The 19,829-nt window shown below is 62.8% G+C and carries 18 protein-coding genes; 4 read left to right on the top strand and 14 right to left on the bottom strand.

Going from position 1 to position 19,829, the window contains the following annotated elements; translation table 11 throughout:
* The first annotated feature begins 232 nt into the window (after positions 1-232).
* Together H3V53_RS07935 and H3V53_RS07930 are read left to right on the top strand one after the other, a co-directional pair.
* The gene (locus H3V53_RS07935; RefSeq protein ID WP_336597484.1) at positions 233-1,573 is read left to right on the top strand and encodes an Nramp family divalent metal transporter; all 1,341 of its coding nucleotides are present in this window, start codon (positions 233-235) and stop codon (positions 1,571-1,573) included.
* Positions 1,570-1,755 (top strand): hypothetical protein, encoded by a 186-nt coding sequence (locus H3V53_RS07930; protein WP_336597483.1) that lies wholly within the window; start codon positions 1,570-1,572, stop codon positions 1,753-1,755. The genes H3V53_RS07935 and H3V53_RS07930 overlap by 4 nt, the downstream gene beginning before the upstream one ends.
* Here the strand turns inward: H3V53_RS07930 and H3V53_RS07925 are convergent.
* The 9 genes from H3V53_RS07925 to H3V53_RS07885 form a co-directional block, all read right to left on the bottom strand.
* Positions 1,728-2,714 carry a YihY/virulence factor BrkB family protein gene (locus H3V53_RS07925; RefSeq protein WP_419539464.1) on the bottom strand — a complete coding sequence of 329 codons (987 nt, stop codon included), beginning with the start codon at positions 2,712-2,714 and terminating at the stop codon, positions 1,728-1,730. The genes H3V53_RS07930 and H3V53_RS07925 overlap by 28 nt on opposite strands.
* Positions 2,715-2,871: 157 nt before the next feature.
* Positions 2,872-3,897, bottom strand: a complete 1,026-nt coding sequence (locus H3V53_RS07920) for a UDP-glucuronic acid decarboxylase family protein (RefSeq protein ID WP_336597481.1) — start codon at positions 3,895-3,897, stop codon at positions 2,872-2,874.
* Positions 3,898-3,918: 21 nt separating this feature from the next.
* Positions 3,919-4,875 carry a glycosyltransferase family 4 protein gene (locus tag H3V53_RS07915; RefSeq protein WP_336597480.1) on the bottom strand — a complete coding sequence of 319 codons (957 nt, stop codon included), beginning with the start codon at positions 4,873-4,875 and terminating at the stop codon, positions 3,919-3,921.
* Positions 4,865-5,935: a glycosyltransferase family 9 protein gene (locus tag H3V53_RS07910; protein WP_336597515.1), complete on the bottom strand. Its 1,071-nt coding sequence runs from the start codon at positions 5,933-5,935 to the stop codon at positions 4,865-4,867. The genes H3V53_RS07915 and H3V53_RS07910 overlap by 11 nt, the downstream gene beginning before the upstream one ends.
* A 65-nt stretch (positions 5,936-6,000) precedes the next feature.
* Entirely contained in the window at positions 6,001-6,981 is a 981-nt protein-coding gene (locus H3V53_RS07905) for a glycosyltransferase family 2 protein (protein WP_336597514.1), read from the bottom strand.
* Between the two features lie 68 nt (positions 6,982-7,049).
* On the bottom strand, positions 7,050-8,816 hold the full coding sequence (locus tag H3V53_RS07900; protein WP_336597479.1) for a carbamoyltransferase family protein: 1,767 nt from the start codon (positions 8,814-8,816) through the stop codon (positions 7,050-7,052).
* Between the two features lie 5 nt (positions 8,817-8,821).
* Positions 8,822-10,030 carry a glycosyltransferase family 9 protein gene (locus H3V53_RS07895; protein ID WP_336597478.1) on the bottom strand — a complete coding sequence of 403 codons (1,209 nt, stop codon included), beginning with the start codon at positions 10,028-10,030 and terminating at the stop codon, positions 8,822-8,824.
* Entirely contained in the window at positions 10,030-10,656 is a 627-nt protein-coding gene (locus H3V53_RS07890; RefSeq protein ID WP_336597477.1) for a D-glycero-alpha-D-manno-heptose-1,7-bisphosphate 7-phosphatase, read from the bottom strand. The genes H3V53_RS07895 and H3V53_RS07890 overlap by 1 nt, the downstream gene beginning before the upstream one ends.
* Positions 10,657-10,699: 43 nt before the next feature.
* Positions 10,700-11,992: a glycosyltransferase gene (locus H3V53_RS07885; protein WP_336597476.1), complete on the bottom strand. Its 1,293-nt coding sequence runs from the start codon at positions 11,990-11,992 to the stop codon at positions 10,700-10,702.
* Positions 11,993-12,376: 384 nt separating this feature from the next.
* Between H3V53_RS07885 and H3V53_RS07880 the strand changes: the two genes are divergently transcribed.
* Positions 12,377-15,061 carry an ATP-binding cassette domain-containing protein gene (locus H3V53_RS07880; RefSeq protein ID WP_419539463.1) on the top strand — a complete coding sequence of 895 codons (2,685 nt, stop codon included), beginning with the start codon at positions 12,377-12,379 and terminating at the stop codon, positions 15,059-15,061.
* A gap of 28 nt (positions 15,062-15,089) precedes the next feature.
* Here H3V53_RS07880 and H3V53_RS07875 read toward each other — a convergent pair whose 3' ends face one another.
* From H3V53_RS07875 to H3V53_RS07865, 3 genes are all read right to left on the bottom strand, one after another.
* Positions 15,090-16,043, bottom strand: a complete 954-nt coding sequence (locus H3V53_RS07875) for a glycosyltransferase family 2 protein (protein WP_336597474.1) — start codon at positions 16,041-16,043, stop codon at positions 15,090-15,092.
* A gap of 191 nt (positions 16,044-16,234) precedes the next feature.
* Positions 16,235-17,623, bottom strand: coding sequence for a sigma-54-dependent transcriptional regulator (locus H3V53_RS07870; protein WP_336597473.1), 1,389 nt, complete (start codon positions 17,621-17,623; stop codon positions 16,235-16,237).
* 99 nt (positions 17,624-17,722) lie between these two features.
* Positions 17,723-18,301, bottom strand: a complete 579-nt coding sequence (locus tag H3V53_RS07865; RefSeq protein WP_336597472.1) for a pyridoxamine 5'-phosphate oxidase family protein — start codon at positions 18,299-18,301, stop codon at positions 17,723-17,725.
* Positions 18,302-18,447: 146 nt separating this feature from the next.
* On the opposite strand from H3V53_RS07865, the gene H3V53_RS07860 reads away from it, so the two are divergent.
* Positions 18,448-18,951 (top strand): phasin family protein, encoded by a 504-nt coding sequence (locus tag H3V53_RS07860; protein WP_336597471.1) that lies wholly within the window; start codon positions 18,448-18,450, stop codon positions 18,949-18,951.
* Between the two features lie 102 nt (positions 18,952-19,053).
* Here H3V53_RS07860 and H3V53_RS07855 read toward each other — a convergent pair whose 3' ends face one another.
* Together H3V53_RS07855 and H3V53_RS07850 are read right to left on the bottom strand one after the other, a co-directional pair.
* Positions 19,054-19,311 (bottom strand): hypothetical protein, encoded by a 258-nt coding sequence (locus tag H3V53_RS07855; RefSeq protein WP_336597470.1) that lies wholly within the window; start codon positions 19,309-19,311, stop codon positions 19,054-19,056.
* Positions 19,312-19,575: 264 nt separating this feature from the next.
* Positions 19,576-19,764 (bottom strand): hypothetical protein, encoded by a 189-nt coding sequence (locus H3V53_RS07850; RefSeq protein WP_336597469.1) that lies wholly within the window; start codon positions 19,762-19,764, stop codon positions 19,576-19,578.
* Between the last annotated feature and the right edge of the window lie 65 nt (positions 19,765-19,829).

Here is a 19,829-nt window from a genome sequence, read left to right as displayed (position 1 = left end):
TCGCGACCTTTCGATTCGCTCGTGGCGCGAGCGCCGGACCGGGCGGCACACGGTGCGTCGCGCGGTGCGTCACGCGGTGCGTCACACAACTGCCCGCCGCAATGCGCCCGGCGTGTCTGGAATACCCATTGCTAACGTTTCGCAAGAGACGTCGCGCGTCCGACAGCGTCGCTGACGGCGCCTCATTCACAGCGATGCGGCCTTCGATAAAGACACTTCAATCGCCAGCACTATGCCCGACCATCCGAAATCGTGTTCGAACGCCGACACCGTCGATTTGGCTGCGCCGAGCTTGCCAGAGGCGTACCGTTCCGTTGCCGTACCCGCAGGCCGCGTGGGCTGGCAGCGCTTTCTCGCCTTCATGGGGCCAGGTTATATGGTCTCCGTCGGCTATATGGACCCCGGGAACTGGGCAACCGACATTGCCGGCGGATCACGGTTCGGCTACACGCTGCTCGCCGTTATCCTGCTGTCCAACCTGATGGCCATCTTGCTGCAGGCGCTGTCGGTACGTCTGGGCATCGCCACAGGACTGGACCTGGCGCAGGCGTGCCGCGCGCGCTACCCGAAGGTACTCGCCATTACACTCTGGATTGCCTGCGAGCTGGCTATCGTCGCCTGCGACCTCGCTGAGGTCATCGGCACGGCTATCGCTTTGCAGCTGCTTTTTGGCATTCCGCTAATCGTCGGCGCTATGATCACCGCGCTCGATGCTTTCCTGGTGCTGCTTTTGATGAACCGTGGCTTTCGCTTTCTCGAAGCGTTTGTCATTGCGTTACTCGTCCTGATCGCGGGTTGCTTCATCGTACAGATCGTGGCCGCTGCGCCACCCGTGGCCGCCGTGCTGCGCGGCTTCTTACCGTCGTCCGAGATCGTCACCAACCGGGAAGCGCTCTACGTGGCGATCGGCATCATCGGGGCGACGGTCATGCCGCACAACCTTTACCTGCATTCTTCTGTCGTGCAAACACGCGCTTATCCGAAGACGCGCGAGGGACGGCGCGACGCCATCCGCTGGGCCACCATCGACAGTACGCTCGCTCTGGTGCTGGCGCTTTGCGTCAATGCGGCCATCCTGATTGTCGCTGCCGCAACTTTCCACGACACGGGACACACGAATGTTTCCGAAATCGGCGACGCATTCCGTCTGTTGTCGCCGCTGCTCGGTATCGCCATCGCTTCCACCCTGTTCGCGCTCGCCTTGCTCGCATCGGGATTGAACTCGACCGTGACCGCGACATTGGCGGGGCAGATTGTGATGGAGGGCTTCGTGCAATGGCGTATGCCGGCGTGGGCGCGCCGGCTCGTCACGCGCGGCCTCGCGATCGTACCGGTGGTCATCGTCACTGCGCTCTATGGCGAGCACGGCACCGCGCATCTGCTGGTGTTGAGCCAGGTGATCCTCTCCATGCAGTTGCCGTTTGCGGTGATTCCGTTGGCCCAATTCGTCTCCGACCGGCGACTGATGGGCTGCTTCGTCATTGGCCGTTGGACAAAGCTGCTGACGTGGGCAGTCGCGAGTCTGATCGTCGTGCTCAACGGAAAGCTGCTGGTTGACATGATGGCGACATGACCGGTCGGCCGGGGGGAAAGCATGAACGCTTCGCGTGGGCTTACCGGCTGCGCGACGGCAAGATCTTCACGTTCTCGGAGACGCAGCGGTTTTCGGGTAGCCGCAACGAGATCCGGCATGAGGCGGCCCGCTACGCCGTGTCCCGCATCGAACGTTATTTCGATTCTCGAGGCTCGCGCTGATGCGCGGCCGTCGAGGCTGGCAGAGCGGCGGGAGCATTTGCCCCTTGAGCCTCGTCATCATCAGCAGAAGTTGCTCCCCCCACGCCGCTCAGCGCGGCAACGACTTCCGCGCCAAGAAGGAAAACGACGGCGCAGAAATACAGCCACATCATCAGCACCGCGAGCGAGCCGGCAGCGCCGAACGAGCCAGCCGTGCCTGCGTGAGCCAGATAAAGACCAAAGAGCTGACGGCCGACCGTGAACAGTACCGATGCAACCAGCCCGCCAATCAAGGCCGGGCGGATGGCGACGTGCACGTCCGGCAGCCATTTGATCAGTGCGCCGAGCCCGATGGTCAGGATCAAGAGCCCGAACAGCGATTGGGCCACTTCCGCAAATAGGGTGAGGGCAGTGCTGCCGAAGATCGCATGGCCAACTGTCTGGATCGCGGCATCGAGTACAAGCGAGACGACCAGTAGAAACGCGAGGCCCATCACGAGACCGAGCGAAACAAGACGGGCGCGCAGCAGTAGTGCCACGCCAGCGATCCCCTTGGGAGACTTTGCATGAAACACCACGTCCAGTGCCGTATTGAGCGACGAGAAAGTGGCGGAGGCACCGACCGCGAGTAGCACGATCGATATCAATGCGGCAAAGCCGCCTTTGCCGGAGAAGTGCGCGTTCTCGACGATCGCCTGGATCGCGCTGGCGGCATCGCCGCCCAGTATGCCTTTGACCTGCGTGAAGAGGCGTCCCTGAGCGGCGTCGCGCCCGAAAAACCAGCCGATCACCGCAAGCACGATCACGAGAGTGGGCGCGAGAGAAAACGCCGAATAAAAGGCGATGCTGGCACCCATCATTGTGCAGCGGTCGCTGGAAAATCGCGCCACGATCTCTTTGGCCAATGCAGCGAGGCTGCGGGTTCGACCGGGCGGCTGTCTCGAATGGTCGTGCGACGATTTTGAACGGGGGGATCGCATGTTCAACTCCATAATGCCTGGTCGGCCTGGTCGGAGATGAGCACGGTGGAGCAACGGCTGTGCCTTTGCGGCTGGCCCGCGCGCTCACAGGCCTTCGCTCGACCGCAGCGCGGTTAATTCGTCGCACCGTGGCAATCTGGAATCGCCCGCTCGCTTCCTAAACACTGAACGGTTGACTGGACTGCGATGCTTGCCCTGCTTCCAACCCTCTTGCATGTTCAGCATGGCGCGCCTCGCGCAGCCTGACGGAGAAGTAATGAACTGTTTTTTCCAGTCCCATGTCGAGTGACGTAACCGGTTTCCACGCGAGCAATTCGGTTGCACGGGTGATATCTGGCTGACGATGCCACGGATCGTCGATGGGCAGCGGGCGGAACTCAATCGTTGAAGACGAACCCGTCATGTCGACGATCCGTTGCGCGATCTGCAGCATCGTGACTTCATGCGGGTTGCCGAGATTGACGGGGCCGCCGGCATATTCCGGCAGGTTCATCAGCCGGATGAACGCATCGATCATGTCGTCGACATAGCAGAACGAGCGCGTCTGCGAACCATCGCCATACACTGTCAGCGCTTCGCCGCTTAGCGCCTGCATCACGAAGTTGGACACAACGCGCCCATCGGCAGGATGCATGCGGGGCCCATACGTGTTGAAGATGCGCGCGATGCGAATATCGAGTCCGTGCTGACGGCGATAGTCCATAAACAGGGTTTCCGCACAGCGTTTGCCTTCGTCATAGCAGGAACGCGGGCCGACGGGATTCACGTGACCCCAGTAATCTTCCGTCTGCGGGTGGATGCGTGCGTCACCGTACACCTCGCTCGTCGACGCCTGGAAAATTTTGGCTTTCACGCGTTTGGCGAGTCCCAGCATGTTGATCGCGCCGTGCACGCTCGTTTTGGTCGTCTGCACGGGGTCGTGCTGATAATGGATCGGAGACGCAGGGCAAGCAAGGTTGTAGATCTCGTCCACTTCGACATACAGTGGAAACGTCACGTCGTGTCGCATCAGTTCGAAGTTTGCGCAATCGAGCAGGTGCGCAATGTTGTCTTTGGTGCCCGTGAAAAAATTGTCCACACATAGCACGTCATGCCCTTGCGCGACGAGCCGCTCGCATAAATGCGAGCCGAGAAAGCCCGCACCGCCCGTCACGAGAATGCGTTTGCGCGATAGCTCTTTCATCAGCGTGCTCCTGGTAGATGTTCAGGCGGTGACCTGAGTCAGCGTGTCGTGCCAGTCCTGCACGAAACGATCGATATGGAACCGCTCCAGCGCCGTGCGTCGCGCATTCGCGCCGAGCACGCAAGCAAGAGACGGGTCGCGCAGCAGCATATGCATGGCATCGCAAAGCGCGTCCGGGCCCGTATGAATGAAGCCGTTCTCGCCGTTGCGGATCACGGTCGACAATTCTGTCGTGGCAAGGCCGACAATTGGCATGCCGATGGTCATCGCCTCGACGATCGCGAGACCGAGACTCGTCCAGCGGATCGGATTGAAAAAGAAACGGTAGTGCGCGATGAAACCGGCGAGTTCCATGTTGCCGATTTCACCGATCCCGCCGCAGCTTTTCGCATCCATGCCGACGAGATCGAGCGGTACGCGCGAGCGCATTTGCGTGAACACATCCGCGCCAAGTCGCCGCCCGCGTTGTGCGAGATGGTTGACGACGACGATCCCGCATTCGCGCTCGCCGCTGTATCGCACGCCTTCGGGTATCACGACGCCATGCTCGATCACGCGCGTGGGCGTCGCGCCGCAATCCCACATCAACTGGTTGAAATGCGTGACATGTACCAGCAGCGTGTCGGGATCATCGACCCAATGCCACTGCTGATAGGGGTTTTCCATTGGCGGATCATGCTCGATGTACACGCGCGGCAAGCGCTGCTGCGCTGCCGACAGCACGTTTTCGCGGTCATGTTCCCAATGCTCGCGATGCTGATACAGCACGACATCGAACTCGCGTGACGCGACCTCGTCGATATTCACCTCGTGCACGTTATCGCCCCATGGCAGCGAGCCATTTGCGCCGGCGTAGCCTGGCGGATTGCCAGGTTTGGTGATGAGAAAGAAGTCGTGCGGCGCCTGGGTCAGGTAGTAAAGATAGTTGCCGTGCACATGCCAGGTCAGCACGCGCAGGCGGCGGCAGCTATGCAACATCGCGGGTCTCCTGGTGAAGCGGGATGATCGTCGCGCCGCTCGTGTGCAACTGGCATGAACCGGCGGGATGCGCATGGGGGTCGCGCGGGAGCATCGCGCGGGCGGCGCTCACGACCTGTGCGACAGACACGTTGAGCGCGCACTCGTGCCCGTAAGGACACGTGCGAAACGAACAGGGACGGCAAGCCGGATAGTCGGCCAGCACACGATGCCGCGCGTGATCGAGGGGCGCCCAGCGGCGTGTATCGCTGCCCGATGCGATCACCACGCTTGGCGTGCGCATGGCAGCCGCGACGTGAGAAATGCCCGTGTCGTTGCAGACCACGAGCCTCGCGCGCGCCACGAGCGCGGCGAGCGCACCGAGCGACGTCGATCCCGCCAGATGAAGCGCGGGGGCAGTCATCATGCCCAGCACGGCCGCCGTCAACTCGGCTTCAGCGGCCGTGCCCGTGATGGCGATCTGCCAGCCGTAGGCGGCAAGCATGTCGGCGACTTCGGCGAAACGGGCCACAGGCCAACGCCGCGACGGCAATTGCGCGCCAGGGTGAATCAGCACCAGGCGTTGCGGCTCGATGCCATGCGCGGCGACAAGGGCGGCACACTCGGTGTCGTCGTCGTTTGACAGGTCGAACGAGAGCGCATCGCTTTCGCACGGCGCGCCCATCGCGTTGGTCAATGCGAGGTAGCGGTGCGGCTCGGGCAGCGTGTCCGGCCATTCGATGAAACAGCCCGCCCGTTGAATCTCGTCGTGCTGCACGAAGCCCGCATTCGCGCGTGCATTGAAGCTCTCTGCGATGTCGTTTGCGACGCCGCCGCTGCCATGCAGCTGAACGGCAAGATCGAAGCGCCGCGCGCGCATCGCGTCGATGAACGCGGGCAACGCAGTGTCGTCTTCCCGCTGTTCGGGAAAGCCGATCGCGCCCGGAAACACGATCAGTTCATCGAGCAGATCCCGATAGCGATCGACAAAGACACGCGCCCACGGCAGGCCGATCAGCGCAATATGCGCATGCGGCGCGGCACGCCGCAACGCGCGCAAGGCGGGAACACTGCACAGCATGTCGCCGAGTTGCAGCGCGCGGAAAATCACGATGCGCTGCGGGCTGAGTCGTTCGATGAAGGAATTCACAGGAAGAACACCTTGTAACGAAGCGCCCCGCGTAAGCGCCAGTAAATCGACAGGAATGGGATCAGTATCGACGTCCATGCCATTTCGGCGACATGCATCGGGTCGCGGCGCGTATGGCGCAGACGTCTGACGCAAAACGCCGTTGTCAGCGCTATCCATAGGGCCAGCGCAAGCGCGGCGACCAGCAGCTGTCCGGCAAGTGCCGCGATACCCGCGCACAGAAGGCTCGCCACGATTGCGTAGTAACGTAACGGCGGCGTCGCGTCGATCCGCTGCCGATACAACTCAGGGTGCTTGCGATACAGCAACGCCTCGAACTGGCTCTTCTTCTGCTGCGAAAGGCTCACGCCCCACCGGGCGGGCCGCACGGGATGAACGACGAGCGCCCGCTCTGCGCGGACAATCGTGCCGCCCATTTGCAGAATGGCGAACTGCAGGTCCGAATCTTCACGCCACGCCGATGTGTAACGCTCGTCGAAACCGCCCAGCGCCGCGAGCCGCGCCCGACGTACGAATGCGTTAGCCGTGGCGAACTCGGACCGTGCAAGGCCGCTCGCATCGAGTTCATAGTCGGTCGGCGCGTCGGGCAGCGGCATGGCGATTGCGCCTGACGCCGCATCGGCACCCGAGCGAAGCGCGTCGACACCGGCTGTCAACCAGTGCGGATCGGGGATCGTGTCGTCGTCGGTGAAGGCGATGAGGGGCGAGCGCGCCGCACGCCAGCCCGCATTGCGTGCACCCGCGGGTCCTTGGGTGGCGGTGACGGGCAGATAGCGCACCACCAGCCCCCGTGCCGATGCGCAATGTTGCGCAAAGCGTTCAACGGCGGCACGCGTTGCGTCGTCGGGGCCGTCGTCGCACACGATAATCTCGTAACGGGCTGCGTCGAAGTCCTGCGCGGCCAGTGCATCGAGGCACGTGCCGAGCAGTAACGGGCGCGCGTATGTGGGCACGACGACAGAGACATCGAACTGCATCTGTTCGCCAGCCGGGCAAGCGGCCCCCGTAGCCGAGCCTGTCTCTGCTTGACCGAAGTCGCGAGCGTTCATCGTGCGCGTTCCGCAGCCGATGCGCCCGGCACGGCGGAGCGGGCCTTTTCGACGATGAACGGCCCGATCACGAGCGCGTCGAGCGGCGAGGTCCAGAACGATTCGACCGCGTCGCGTGGCGAATTGACCATCGGCTCGCCGCGTGTATTGAACGACGTATTGACCAGCACGGGCACGCCCGTGCGTTGCCGGAACGCATCCAACAGGTCGTAGTAGAGCGCGTGCTGCGCGCGGTTGACCGTCTGGACCCGCGCTGTGCCATCGACATGCCGCACGGCCGGGATGCGCGCGGCCTGTTCTTCGCGCACGTCGAACACGAACAGCATGAACGGCGCGCGCTGTCCGCCGACAAACCAGTCCGCTGCATGCTCTTCCATCACCACGGGCGCGACGGGGCGGAAATCCTCGCGGTCCTTGATCTCGTTGAGCCTCGCCTGCATGCCGGGATCGATGGGCGACGCGAGAATGGAACGCGCGCCCAGTGCACGCGGCCCGAACTCGGTGCGTCCCTGATACCAGCCGATCACCTTGTTGGCGGCGAGCATGTCGGCGGCTTCGTTGACCACATCCTGAGCCCGGCGGTAGGGAATTTTTGACCACTGCAAAAAGCGCTCGATTTCGTCGTCGCCATACTCGGGTCCGAGATACGCGTGATCCATGGTCCAGTGGCGCGTGCCGTCGCCGCGCTCGCGATAGTCGGTCCACAGGGCCGCGCCGAGCGCCGTGCCTGCGTCGCCGGCTGCCGGCTGCACCCACACTTCGTCGAACGGTCCGAGGTCGCGGACCTTCGAGTTCATCACGCAATTGAGCGCGACGCCGCCCGCCATGCACAGCCGGCTTAGCCCTGTCTGCTGATGCAGCCAGCGTGCCAGATGCAGCACGGTTTCCTCGAGCACGCATTGCAGCGAATGCGCGATGTCGAAATGCCGCTGTTCGAGCGGGCCGCCGCGCTCTCGCGGCCCGCCGAACCGTTCGACAAGGCGCGGCGCGTCGACGGTGTACGAGCCGTCCTGCCTCGTCTTGACGATCTCGCGGAATTGTTCGAGATAGACGGGTTTGCCGTAAGAGGCGAGCGCCATCACCTTGTATTCGTCCGATGAATGCAGAAAGCCTAGCCATGCCGTCACGGCTTCGTAGAGCAGGCCGAGCGAGTGTGGCAGTTCGACCTGCCGCAGCCGCGTGTATTTGCCATCGACGAATTGCCCCATGCTGGTCGTCACACCTTCTCCGCGCCCGTCCATCGTCAGCACGGCGCTGTCGGCGAAAGGGCTGGCCAGAAATGCACTGGCTTCATGCGCCAGATGATGATCGACGAAATGCCAGCGGAAGCCGTTGTTGCGATCGGCATCCTTGAAGCGTTTCGACAGGTGATGCGGCGCGCCGTCGAGCAGTTGCGCCTTAGCATTCGCGATGTAGCTCAGAAACAGCGGGTCCCACGGCGATTCAGACGGGTTTGCGACGTTTCTCGCGGCGGGGTCGAACGGAAGCTCGATGGTTGCGCGCGCATCCTTCGGCATCCCCGCGAACAGCGCTGGATCGTACGAGTAGGCAACGTGGTCGAGGTCTTTCAGCGTGATGCCGGCCACGCCCAGACAGTAGTCGATTGCGTCGAACGGCAGTTGCCATGTTGAAAACGGCACGGGGCGCTTCGCATGCTTGACGTGTGTGAAGCGCTCGTCTTCGGCAGCGGCCAGCACGACGCCGTCGCGCACCAGCACGGCGGCGCTGTCGTGATAGACGGCATTGATTCCCAGTGTGTACATGAGCGTCATTCCGTATGGGTTTCGATCGGGTGATGGACAGGCCGCGTGCGGCACGTCGGCCGGTTCCGGCTGGTTTCTTCGATGAGATCGAGCGCTGCGTTGGCGACCTCGACGGACGGTATGCCTCGCAGACACGCGTGATGTTGTTCTGGACACACGCTGCGATAACACCAGCGGCACTCGACGTCGTTGAACAGCACGCGATGCGGCGTTTGCCAGGGCGCATGTTGCGGGTTGGTCAACGCGTACAGGTCGACGACGGGCGCGCGCAGCGCCGACGCGATATGCACCGGGCCGCTATTGTTCGAGATGACCACCGCCGCGCGCTCGATCAGCGCGGCGAACGCGCCGAGTTCGAAGGCGTCCGTGAGGTCGTGCATGAAGGGGCGCACAGCAGGACCGGCTGCATCGATGAGCGCATGCGCGAGCGGCGCTTCGCTCGCGCTGCCCGTGATCAGCATGTTCATTCCCGTCGAGCGCACGAGTTTCGCTGCTGCTTCTGCAAACCGCTCAACGGGATAACGGCGCGATTCGGCACTCGCGCCAGGATGTATCAGCGCGTAGGGCAATTCGGGGTCGATGCCGCGCCGTGCGAGGATCGTTTCCAGTGTCTGCCGATCGATGCCACGCAGTTGCATGCGCATGCGCGTATCGTCGGCGTTCGCGCCGATCGCCTGCACCAGCGACAACTGTCGTTGCACTTCATGCTGTACGCCGTGCTCGGGTTCAGTCTCGCGTACCCAGTCGTTGAGCAGCGCATACGGATTCTCACGACAGCGCGCGAGCCGGCGACGAACACCCGCGAGGTAACACATCGTCGCGGCAGGCATCGGGTTCTGGCTGTAGACCGTGAAAATCACGGCGGCGTCGAACTGGCCTTCCTCGAGCAACGTGCGCATCGCGAGATCCGCCGGATGCGAGCGAGGCGTGCGGGCACCCACCCATGGCGCGTCGTAACGGATCACATCGTCGACGTCGGTGAGAAAGGGCGCCAGGGCCGCACCAGCGCCTGACGTCAGCAACGTCAGATGACGGCCAGGGCACGCATCGCGCAACGCGTGCAGCGCGGGCGTCGTCATCAGCACGTCTCCGAGGTTGTCCGTGCGCACACAGAGGACGCGCCGTATCTCGCTTCCCCAAGGCGCGAGCGGGGCCTGCGCCGCGATGCGCGCATGTGCAGCGCGTGGCTGTGGGAGCAGAGAGAGCGTTTTCATCACGCTGTCCGTTGCAGGTCAGCGGCGGCGTCGGCGTTGCAACGCTCGTGATACTGAAGGATCATCAACGCCGCGCGATGGAGATCGCGCGCACAGGCTGTCGGCATTCGCGCATGCGAGCGATCCCAGACGGTTTCGTGACCGTTATCGAGCAGGATCGTCCTGCATCCCGCGAGATTGCCCGCTTCGACGTCGTCGAGAATATCGCCGACAAACCACGACGCTCGCAGATCGATTGCATGCTCGCGCGACGCGCGCAGCAGCATGCCGGGCGCGGGCTTGCGACAGTCGCACGCCTGCGCATACGTTGCGACGCTGCCGTCGGGATGATGCGGACACCAGTACACACCGTCGAGCGTCGCGCCGCATGACGCGAACATGTCGCGCAGCCTGGCTTCGACCGCGTCGAGCGACTCGAGGGGGAAGCGTCCGAGCGCGACGCCGCTCTGGTTGCTGATCACGATCAGCTTGAACGGACAGCATGCGAGCGCGGACAGCGCTTCGTAGGCACCGGGCGCGAACCGCATGCGTTCGGGATCGACGTTATAGGGCTCGTCTTCGAGCAGCGTGCCGTCCTTGTCGATAAAGACGGCCGCCGTCGGCTTTCCGGCAGAAGGTGTAAGCATGGCTGCTCCAGCAAGAGGGCGTTCGAAGCTGACTGATCGCGCACTAGTGCGCGGCGCCTCCCGCCGCCGAACGCAGTGTCCCGGCGACATGGCTGCGGCCGGAATCCGCGTTCACGTCGGCTACGCGTGCGTAGACGGCTTTCAGGGCCGTCGCCACGCCGCTCCACGTGAACTCGGTTCGGGCCCGCGCGAGGCCGGCCTCGCCCATACGGCGTGCGAGCGCGGGGTCGCGCTGCAGCGCCGCGAGCCGCATTGCGAGCGCGGCGGGGTCGCGCGGCGGCACGAGCCAGCCGGTTTCGCCGTCCTTGACTGAATGACGGATGCCGCCGACGTTCGCGCCGATCACAGGCGTGCCGCATGCCATCGCTTCCACGGGCGTGATGCCGAACGGCTCGTACCACGGCGTCGTGACGAACACGCTTGCGGCGCTGTAGAACTGGTGCAACTGCTCGCGTCCGCGGCGTCCGACGAAGATGGTCGCGTGCTCGACGCCTGCGTGCCGCGCGATGCCGCGCAGCCGCGCGATCTCGGGCGTGGCGATCTCGTTGGGCGTATCCGAGTTTCCGCCGACGACATACAACTGCGCGTCGATTCCGTGTTGAGCCTTGAGCGCGCCAAGACCGAGAATCACGTTGTCAATACCTTTGCGCTGCACGATCCGTCCGAGCTGCAGCACGATGAATCCGTTTCGCGGCCATCCAAGTGCCTTGCGCGCCTCGTTGCGGTCCATGGGATGAAACTCTTCCGCGTCGAAGCCGCACGGCACGATCTCGATCCGCTCAGCGTCGGCGTGATACATCTCGATCAGATCCGACTCGTCCTGCGGGCATTCGGCGATGATCGCGTCCGAGTGCCGGACCAGTTCATCTTCGATGGCAAACCGTTCGTCGGGAAAGCCGTCGTCGCTTCCCTGATGAAGTCGGCGTACACGGCCAAGCGCATGAAATGTCGTGACGAGCGGAATGCCGAGCGCGCGCTTCACTTTCAGCCCCGCGAGGCCCGACATGAAGAAGTTCGCGTGCATCACCTGATAGGGCGCACGCTGGCGCCGAAAGAAACCGGTCAGAAAGTCTGCGAACTCGCCCATGTACGGCAGTAACTGCTCCTTGGGCAACTGCAGCGGCGGTCCCGCGGGAACATGGATCACGCGCACGCCGTCCATGTTCGAGATAGCGGGCAGCAGCGCGCGATCGCGGCGCGTGAACACGTCGACCTCGTGACCGCTTCGTTGCAGCTGGCGCGCGACATTGGCGACATAGATATTCTGCCCGCCGCTGTCGACGCTGCCTGCAAGCGCGAGGGGAGACGCGTGTTCGCTGATCATCGCTATTTTCATCGGAGGCCCTTTGCAGGTGAACGGTGTGAGAGAGGAAGAGCGCTGCTTTGTGTCCGCACGTCAGACGGCGCACGAGGACGGTTCAGCATTCGGTGTGCCGAAGGGTGAGAATGCGCGTTTCCATCGTTGATCCAGGCGCAGAAGGTTATTTCGCGAATTGGTCGCAGCTCGAAGCGCTGTGGCGTGCCCCGAATTACACACATCATGTAAGAAGCGCTCTGTGAGGCGCCAGGCGCTTCGGAGAAGGTTCGCCCCCGGATCTTGGCCCACGGCAACGTTAGATGGCGGGTGAGGTTAGAGTCGAAAAAGCGGCCGCTAGCGGGAGCGAATCTCGCTCGCGACACGTCGCGCAAATGAATGCGCGGCCCACCGGGAAGGACGATGATCACGACCGACGCAACAACTACCCGCACGCAAATCAGACGACTGATCGTGCGCGATCTGCTAGCCGCCGTGCTGAAGTATCGCGCGATCACGGCCGCATCCTTCGCGTTGATGATTCTCGCGAAACTCTGCGCCGTGGCGATTCCGTTGACGCTCAAGCACATCGTCGACGAATTGAGTCACCCTGAGTCGCCCGTCGTTTTTCCCGTATTTCTGGTGCTGGCGTACGCGCTGCTGCGCTTTTTTGCCGATGCACTGAACGAAGCGCGCGATGTTGTCTTTAGCCCCGTCACACAGCGCACGGTGGCCGATTTTGCTGAGCGCACCTTCGGTCATCTGCACCGGCTGGGCGCGCGCTTTCATGCGCGGCGCGAGACGGGCGCTGTCGTGCGCGACGTGCAGAAGGGTACCGACGGAATCGGCTTTCTGCTCGGCACCGCGTTGTTTTCGATCCTGCCCACCTTCATCGAGATCGGGACGATCGCCGCGATTGTGATGCGCAACTACACGTGGACGTTCACGCTCATCATGGCGGCAACTTTTGCGTGCTACGCGGTCTACACGTACATCTTTACCCGGCGTCGACTGGTGGTGCAGCGTCGCGTGAATGCGATTGAGGCGCAATCCGACGGGCGGCTCGTCGACAGTCTGCTGAACTACGATACCGTCAAGTACTTTGCAACGGAGGAGACCGAAACCCGACGTCTTTCGGACGTGCTGGCGCAGTGGGTCGATGCGCGAATCGCGAACCAGCGCGCGTTGACGACACTACATGTGGGGCAAAGCGGTGTGGTTGCGCTCGGTATCGCCGCTGTGGTACTGCTCGCGGTGCAGAACGTGATGACGGGAGCGATGAGCGTCGGCGACCTCGTGCTGATCAACGCGTACATCATTCAGGTTTGCATGCCGTTGAACACGCTCGGCTTCGTTTTCCGCGAGACCAACGACGCCAAGGTCAACGTCGAGCGGATGTTCGCCATTCTGGTCGCGCGCGGTGTGCCCGGTGAAGACGTCGACATGCCGGACGCGAAGCCGCTCGCCGTGACGCACGGCGCGATCGAGTTCGAGCATGTGAACTTCGGCTACGATCCCGCGCGCCAGGTGCTGCGCGACGTGACATTTCGCGTTCACGCCGGTCACCGGCTCGCTGTGGTAGGCGGCAGCGGTTCGGGCAAGTCGACACTGGTGAGGCTATTGTTCCGCATTTACCAGCCGACTTCCGGGCGCGTGCTGATCGACGGGCAAGACTTGCGCGCGATCACACACAAGAGCCTGCGCGAAGCGATTGGGATCGTGCCGCAGGACACCGTGCTGTTTAACGAAACGATTGCCTACAACATCGCCTACGGACGGCAAGGCGCGACGCGTGCCGACGTCGTGCGGGCGGCGCGTGCCGCGCAACTGGACGAATTCATCGAACGTCTGCCCGATCATTACGATACGCGCGTGGGCGAACGCGGCGTGCTGTTGTCGGGCGGCGAGCGGCAGCGTATCGCAATCGCGCGCGCGATTCTGAAGAATCCGCGCATCATCGTGTTCGACGAGGCCACCTCTGCGCTCGATACCCGTTCGGAACGCGCGATCCAGACTGAGCTGAACCGTCTTGCGCAAGGACGCACGTCGATTTCGATTGCGCATCGGCTGTCGACGGTCGTCGACGCAGACTGGATTCTCGTCATGGAGCACGGGCGCATCGTCGAACAGGGCACACACGATGAACTGATCGCGCGCGGCGCCGTCTACGCGAAGATGTGGGCGCTGCAATGGCAGCAAGGGGAACTCGAGCATCTTCAACGCAAGGTGTCGTCGGAGTCCGTGCGTGTCAGTGCGCTGATCGCAGAGGCGCTGCGTCCGCTGCAAGAAACCATCGCGCGCCGGCGTATCACCTGGCGTACGAGTGTGCCGCATGAAGATCTGTGCGTCACCGGCGATCCCATGGAGCTACAGCAGGCTATCGCCACTCTGTGTCAGGGCGAGATCGAGCAGACGCGAATAGGCGGGCTCGTGGAATTGCGCGCCGAGCGAGAGGGCAATCACGCATGGATCAGCGTGGTGGGGGCACACGACACATCGCTGGAACTGTCACAGCAGGCCGCGAGGTCGATCGAAACGAAGCTAAGCTCGTCGGGCGGCCGGTTGACGGTGATCCCTGTCGGCAATCACGTCGCGTATGGTTTGGTATTGCCGTTGCGACCGGTTATCGATGTTGAAGACATCGCGCAACACGTGCCCGATTCCGGCACGCGGCAGGCGCCCGGCGAAACGCATCTGCCTCTCGAAGGCTTACGCGTGCTCGTCATCGACGATCAGGAAGATGCGCGCGATGCGCTGGAGGCCGTCCTGACTGCGAGCGGCGCGCAGGTGCAACTGGCTGCCTCGGGCGACGAAGCGCTCGCCGTGCTCGCGCATGCTTCGGCGCATGCCCGCCCAGACGTTCTGCTTTGCGACATCATGCTCGGCGCCGAGGACGGATATGACGTGCTCGCGCGCGTCAGGGACTTCGAAGCACAACACGCCGCCACCGCGCAGCCGCGTATTCCCAGCATCGCGCTGACAGGCTATACGCATCAGGATGATCAGGACCGCGCACGGCAGGCCGGTTTCAGCATGCATCTGACCAAACCCGTCGCTGCGCCGCTCTTGACCAAGGCGATTCTGGACGCGGCGGGCAAAGCGCCTGCATAGTGCGCGCATAGCACGCAAGCCGCGAACCCTACCGTCCAACGGATTGTCCGTAGCCTTGTTTGCGCGGCTGTATGGTGTGCGGGCGCGGAACGGGCGGTATCGATGCACGTCGACGCTCGTGGCGCTTGACCGTGCGCAACATCGACAGCACGTGGGGCGACACGCGTTTGCGTTCGCTTAGCGCCCATGCGAGTCCTCGCAACATCGTCAAGCTATCACGCAGCAGCGTGCGTTCGCGCCCGAAGGTGAGGCATGCGTTCAGCGTCCGCACGATTGCCACGCCGATGGGCAGGCGCAGCCACGCGATCCATGCGGCGTTGCGCGCGAGCATGCGCCGCCGCAATGCGCTGTCGCGCGCGGGCGATGGATGGTGCGCGACGGTTAGCGATTCACAGTAGGCGATCGCGTAGCCCCGTTCCAGCACATCGAGCGCGAGCAACTCTTCTTCCCCGCCGATGAAAAGGCGTGAATCGTAGCCACCTGTCTCACGGAATACAGCCGTCCTGAACACTGCCGCACCTGCCATATAGCCGACGAGGGAAGGGCCGGGCAGTCCGCGCACATCGAGCGGACTGTGCCGCATGATGTCGCAGGTCGGGTCCGTTTCACCCGTTTCACCGACTGCAATTCGCGCATTCAGTACGGCTGCGCGCTGCGATGCATCGAGCGCCTGCACCGCCCGCGTGAGCGAGCCTGGCTCCCACCAGGTGTCGTCGTCGCAGAAGGCCACATATTCGGTGTCCACATAGGCGACAGCCCGGTTGCGACCCGCCGCGCCGATATTCCTGCCGCACTGAACGATGCGCACGTCGGGGAACGTGTGTTCGACCATGGGCACCGTCTCATCCGTCGATGCGTTGTCAGCGACGATGATTTGCGGGTACTCGTGCAATGCCCGCAAGCGACGCAATGTCTCGCGCAGACGTGCGGCCCGGTTATGCGTCAATACGACGATCGTGACGCGCGATCCCGCGTTTCTCATGGCGGAAGAATGTTGAGTGCTCACTGGTCGCGAGAAATCGCATGCGAATGGTTAATATGCTGCGGCATAGGTGCTCTCCATTGATTCATCGTGACGTGAGCGAGTCCTGTCACGGAGGTTCGCGTTTGGGGAGCGGTGCAAGCGGGATGCCCGCGCGCGCTTCGCAGCGACGCTCGCGGGTTGCACCATGTTCAGGATTGCTCCGGGCCAGTGCCGTCATCCGCGCTTTTGTTAGTGGCACTCGCACCGTATTCCATCAGCCGGTTGTAGAGGGTCTTGAGGCTGATACCCAGCGCTTCGGCTGCGCGTGCTTTTACACCGCCGCACTGCGCGAGCGTCGCGAGAATCAGTTCGCGATCGGCATCCGCGAGAGAGGTGCCGTATGAAATGGTGACAGTCGAACGGACATCCGGTGCCGACAGCGACACCTGTAAAGGCACGGTGGCGGTACTGTTCGCCTCTGGCCGGGACATGATGTGCGCACGCTGCACGTAGTTCTTCAGTTCGCGCACGTTGCCTGGCCACGTGTATGACAGCAGCATGTCCTTGACGGCAGGCGGGAAATGCTTGGCTGTGCCGTACTGTTCATTCAGATCATCGAGGAACGACTGCGCGAGCAGTTCGACATCGTTGCCGCGTTCGCGCAGCGGCGGCATGTCGATGGGGAACACATTGAGCCGGTGATATAGATCGAGCCGGAGTTTGCCCTCGGCGACGGCCCGAGCCGGATCGCGGTTCGTCGCTGCGATGACGCGGACATCGGTTGCCATTTCATGTGTGGTGCCGACCCGCATGAACACGCCTGTCTCCAGCACACGCAACAACTTCACCTGCAACTCGATCGGCATTTCGGTAATTTCGTCGAGAAACAGTGTGCCGCCGTTGGCGCGCTCGAAATATCCGTTGTGCTGCCGCTCGGCACCCGTGAATGCGCCGCGCTCATGGCCGAACATTTCCGATTCGATCAGGTTGGGGGAGATTGCGCCGCAGTTGACCGCCAGAAACTCGTGCTTGCGGCGCAGGCTGAGCGCGTGAAGCGTTTGAGCCGCGACCTCCTTGCCGGTACCCGACTCACCCACCAGCATGACCGAGAGGTTCGTAGGCGCGACCCGGCTGATCTGGTCGTACACGCGTTGCATGGCGGGCGAGTTGCCGAGCATCGCGCCGAACCGGCCCATGCGACGGAGTTCGCTGCGCAACGATCCGATCTCTGCCTTGAGATCGCCAGCGCGCGGCAGCCGGCTAAGGACTGCTTTGACGCGCTCCACGTTGATGGGTTTGACGAGATAGTCGGTCGCGCCCATCTTCATCGCGTTGACGGCTGATTCGACCGTGGCGTTGCCCGTGATCACGACGAACGGGATGCCGGAATCCGGGCCCAGGTCCTCGTACAGCTCCACGCCTGTACCATCGGGCAAATGAAGATCGGTGAACACCACGTCAGGCATTTGCCGCGCAAGCTGAATGCGCGCCTCACGCAGGTCGCCTGCAGTCGCTGTGGTCAGGCAATCTTCCTCGACGATTGCCACCAGCGCTTCGCGAATGTACGGATCATCGTCGACCACGAGTGCATGTGCCATCTGTTTGCTAATGAAATGACGTCCCGCCATCGCGAATGCAAAGCGTGTACCCGCAATGACCTTATGCAGAGAAGACAGAAGGCGGCGTCGTTTGCGCGATCAGGGTGCGATCCAGTCGCGCAACCAGATGTCGCCCTGACGAACAAAGCGTGCGCGTTGCTGACGATCCACAGTGAGATGCTCGAGCCAATCCAGGCGCGTGGGACGCACCTCGACGACGCAGAAATGCTTTAAACCTTCGTCTGGATCGGGAACAGGTTGCGTCTGGTGATGGGCATCATCCGCGTGGCCTATTGGAGTGCCAGGTGCGAGGCGCGTCCGGTAGACGACCAGATCGTGGTCGGGGCTGGACCTCCATGCATTCAGTCGCGCTTGCCCGGTGCGCACGATCCGGGTTTCGCCGGACATCCGGATTTGCACGTTATGAACGGGATCGACGCCAACGAGGGCAATGCGCGGTTCGCGGCTTAATTCGGCGATCTTCGGCGAGCGCAAGTCGGTATGGAAAGTGAGCAGATTCTCCTGTTCACTAACGCTTCGAAGGAGCACGGTACGCACGTTCGGGCCGCCATCGAGGCCGACCGTCGCCGCCTGCATCAGCTTGAACGGGTTCTTTTCTTCGCGTACCGCGGCAGCGAGGAAATCCCATATTCGGGCATAAATCTCTTCAAGGGTCATCGGGCTCACTCCTGGCAAGCTAGGGGACGGCAGTCAGAACGAGGCAGCACGCTCGATGCCCAAAGCCGGTCATTCCGGACGAACGACAGGAACGACGATTGCGGCAATGCAGCGCGAAGTCCTGTCCAACCGTAGAGGAGTCGAACATGTCCGAGAGTGTCATTGCGTTGCCCGATGCCGCCGCCAACAGGGCGTCCGAACGTGCTGCATGGATCGGTGCCGAGATCAACGATCTGGCGGAGCTTTACATCCGAACGGCGGAACGCCTCGCGGAACTCAACAGCCGCGCGATGAATACGGCAATCGACGAGCAGCGTGTCGTCGCGCTCGAAGCTGCCGCCGCGCGCTCGCCCTTCGGCGCATGGCGCTTGCAGACGAGCTACGCGTTAGCGAACACTGCAAAGGCCGTTGCATGGTGGCGGCATGTCAACGAGATCATGCTCGGTGCTGCCGCAGAGGCTGTCAACAACGCGGAGAGCCGTGTGAACAGCAACTTCATGGCGTTAAGCAGCGCCTTTGAGGACGCAGTGTCGGGCGTCGGCTCATCCATATTGACGGGCGATCCGGCTCACGCAGTCAACGGCATGAACAAGGCCGTGCAGATTGTCGATACGGATGGCAAGGTCGTTGCGCCACCTCGTTCGCGGTAAGCGGCGGATCGAACTCGCCGCGTAGCGGCGAGTGGCGCCATTGCGTCTTCATTTGGCGGCGTTTCGCTTCGTGGAGCCAGACCACGAACGAACGGGCGTCGCTTATATCGTCGCCGGGCCTTCTGCTTCTTCGGCGTGATTGCATTGTTCGCCCCGTCCGGACGGCGCCGAAAGGATCGAGTCGATGAACGTGCGCGCGCGGCTCTCTCCATATCTGAGTGCTTCCTGCTCGGACAGAAAATCGAATTGCTCGGGAAAGTTCACCACTTTGCGTTCGGGATGTTCTGGAAAAGAGATCGCCCAAGAGACGCGAAACCGGCGGTACATGCCGCCAATCGCATGTCCCTTCGACGCCGTCACGTGAACCTCGATGCTGCACCGGCGATAAGGCACATCGTACTGGCTCGACATCGTCATCCCTCACAGCGCGAAGATGGGTGTACTTCTCGTCGGCATCGCGCATGCCGCATGCCGTACAGGTGACGCAAAGGACTGACAAGCTCATCTGAAGACGAGCTTGCAGGACCCGGCCGCATGGCGGCGCGTCATACGCGCCCACTGCCTGTAAGCCGGGATTAACGATCTCCGATGCCTGGCGCTTCCTGACCTGCGGCACAGCATCATTTATTGGGGCTTTTTCTGCTTTCCATTGTCTGCCTTGTCAGGACTATCGGCTTCCTCGTCTGTCTCGATGCGCGTCGTGCCACCCGTTGCGGGCGGGTCGCTTGCCGGGAATGTATCCTCGACCGCCTTGTCGACGGCATCCTCCGGCCGTTCACTCGTCGGGTTCGCTTCTTCCTTTCTATTTTGCATTTGAGCCTCCATCACGACTGTTCACCGATATTCAGCAAACCGCGTACCGGCGTGGCGTTCGGACC

The sequence above is a fragment of the Paraburkholderia bengalensis genome, assembly GCF_037126505.1.
Taxonomy (GTDB): Bacteria; Pseudomonadota; Gammaproteobacteria; order Burkholderiales; family Burkholderiaceae; genus Paraburkholderia; species Paraburkholderia bengalensis.
This window is presented reverse-complemented; position numbering and strand designations above follow the sequence as displayed.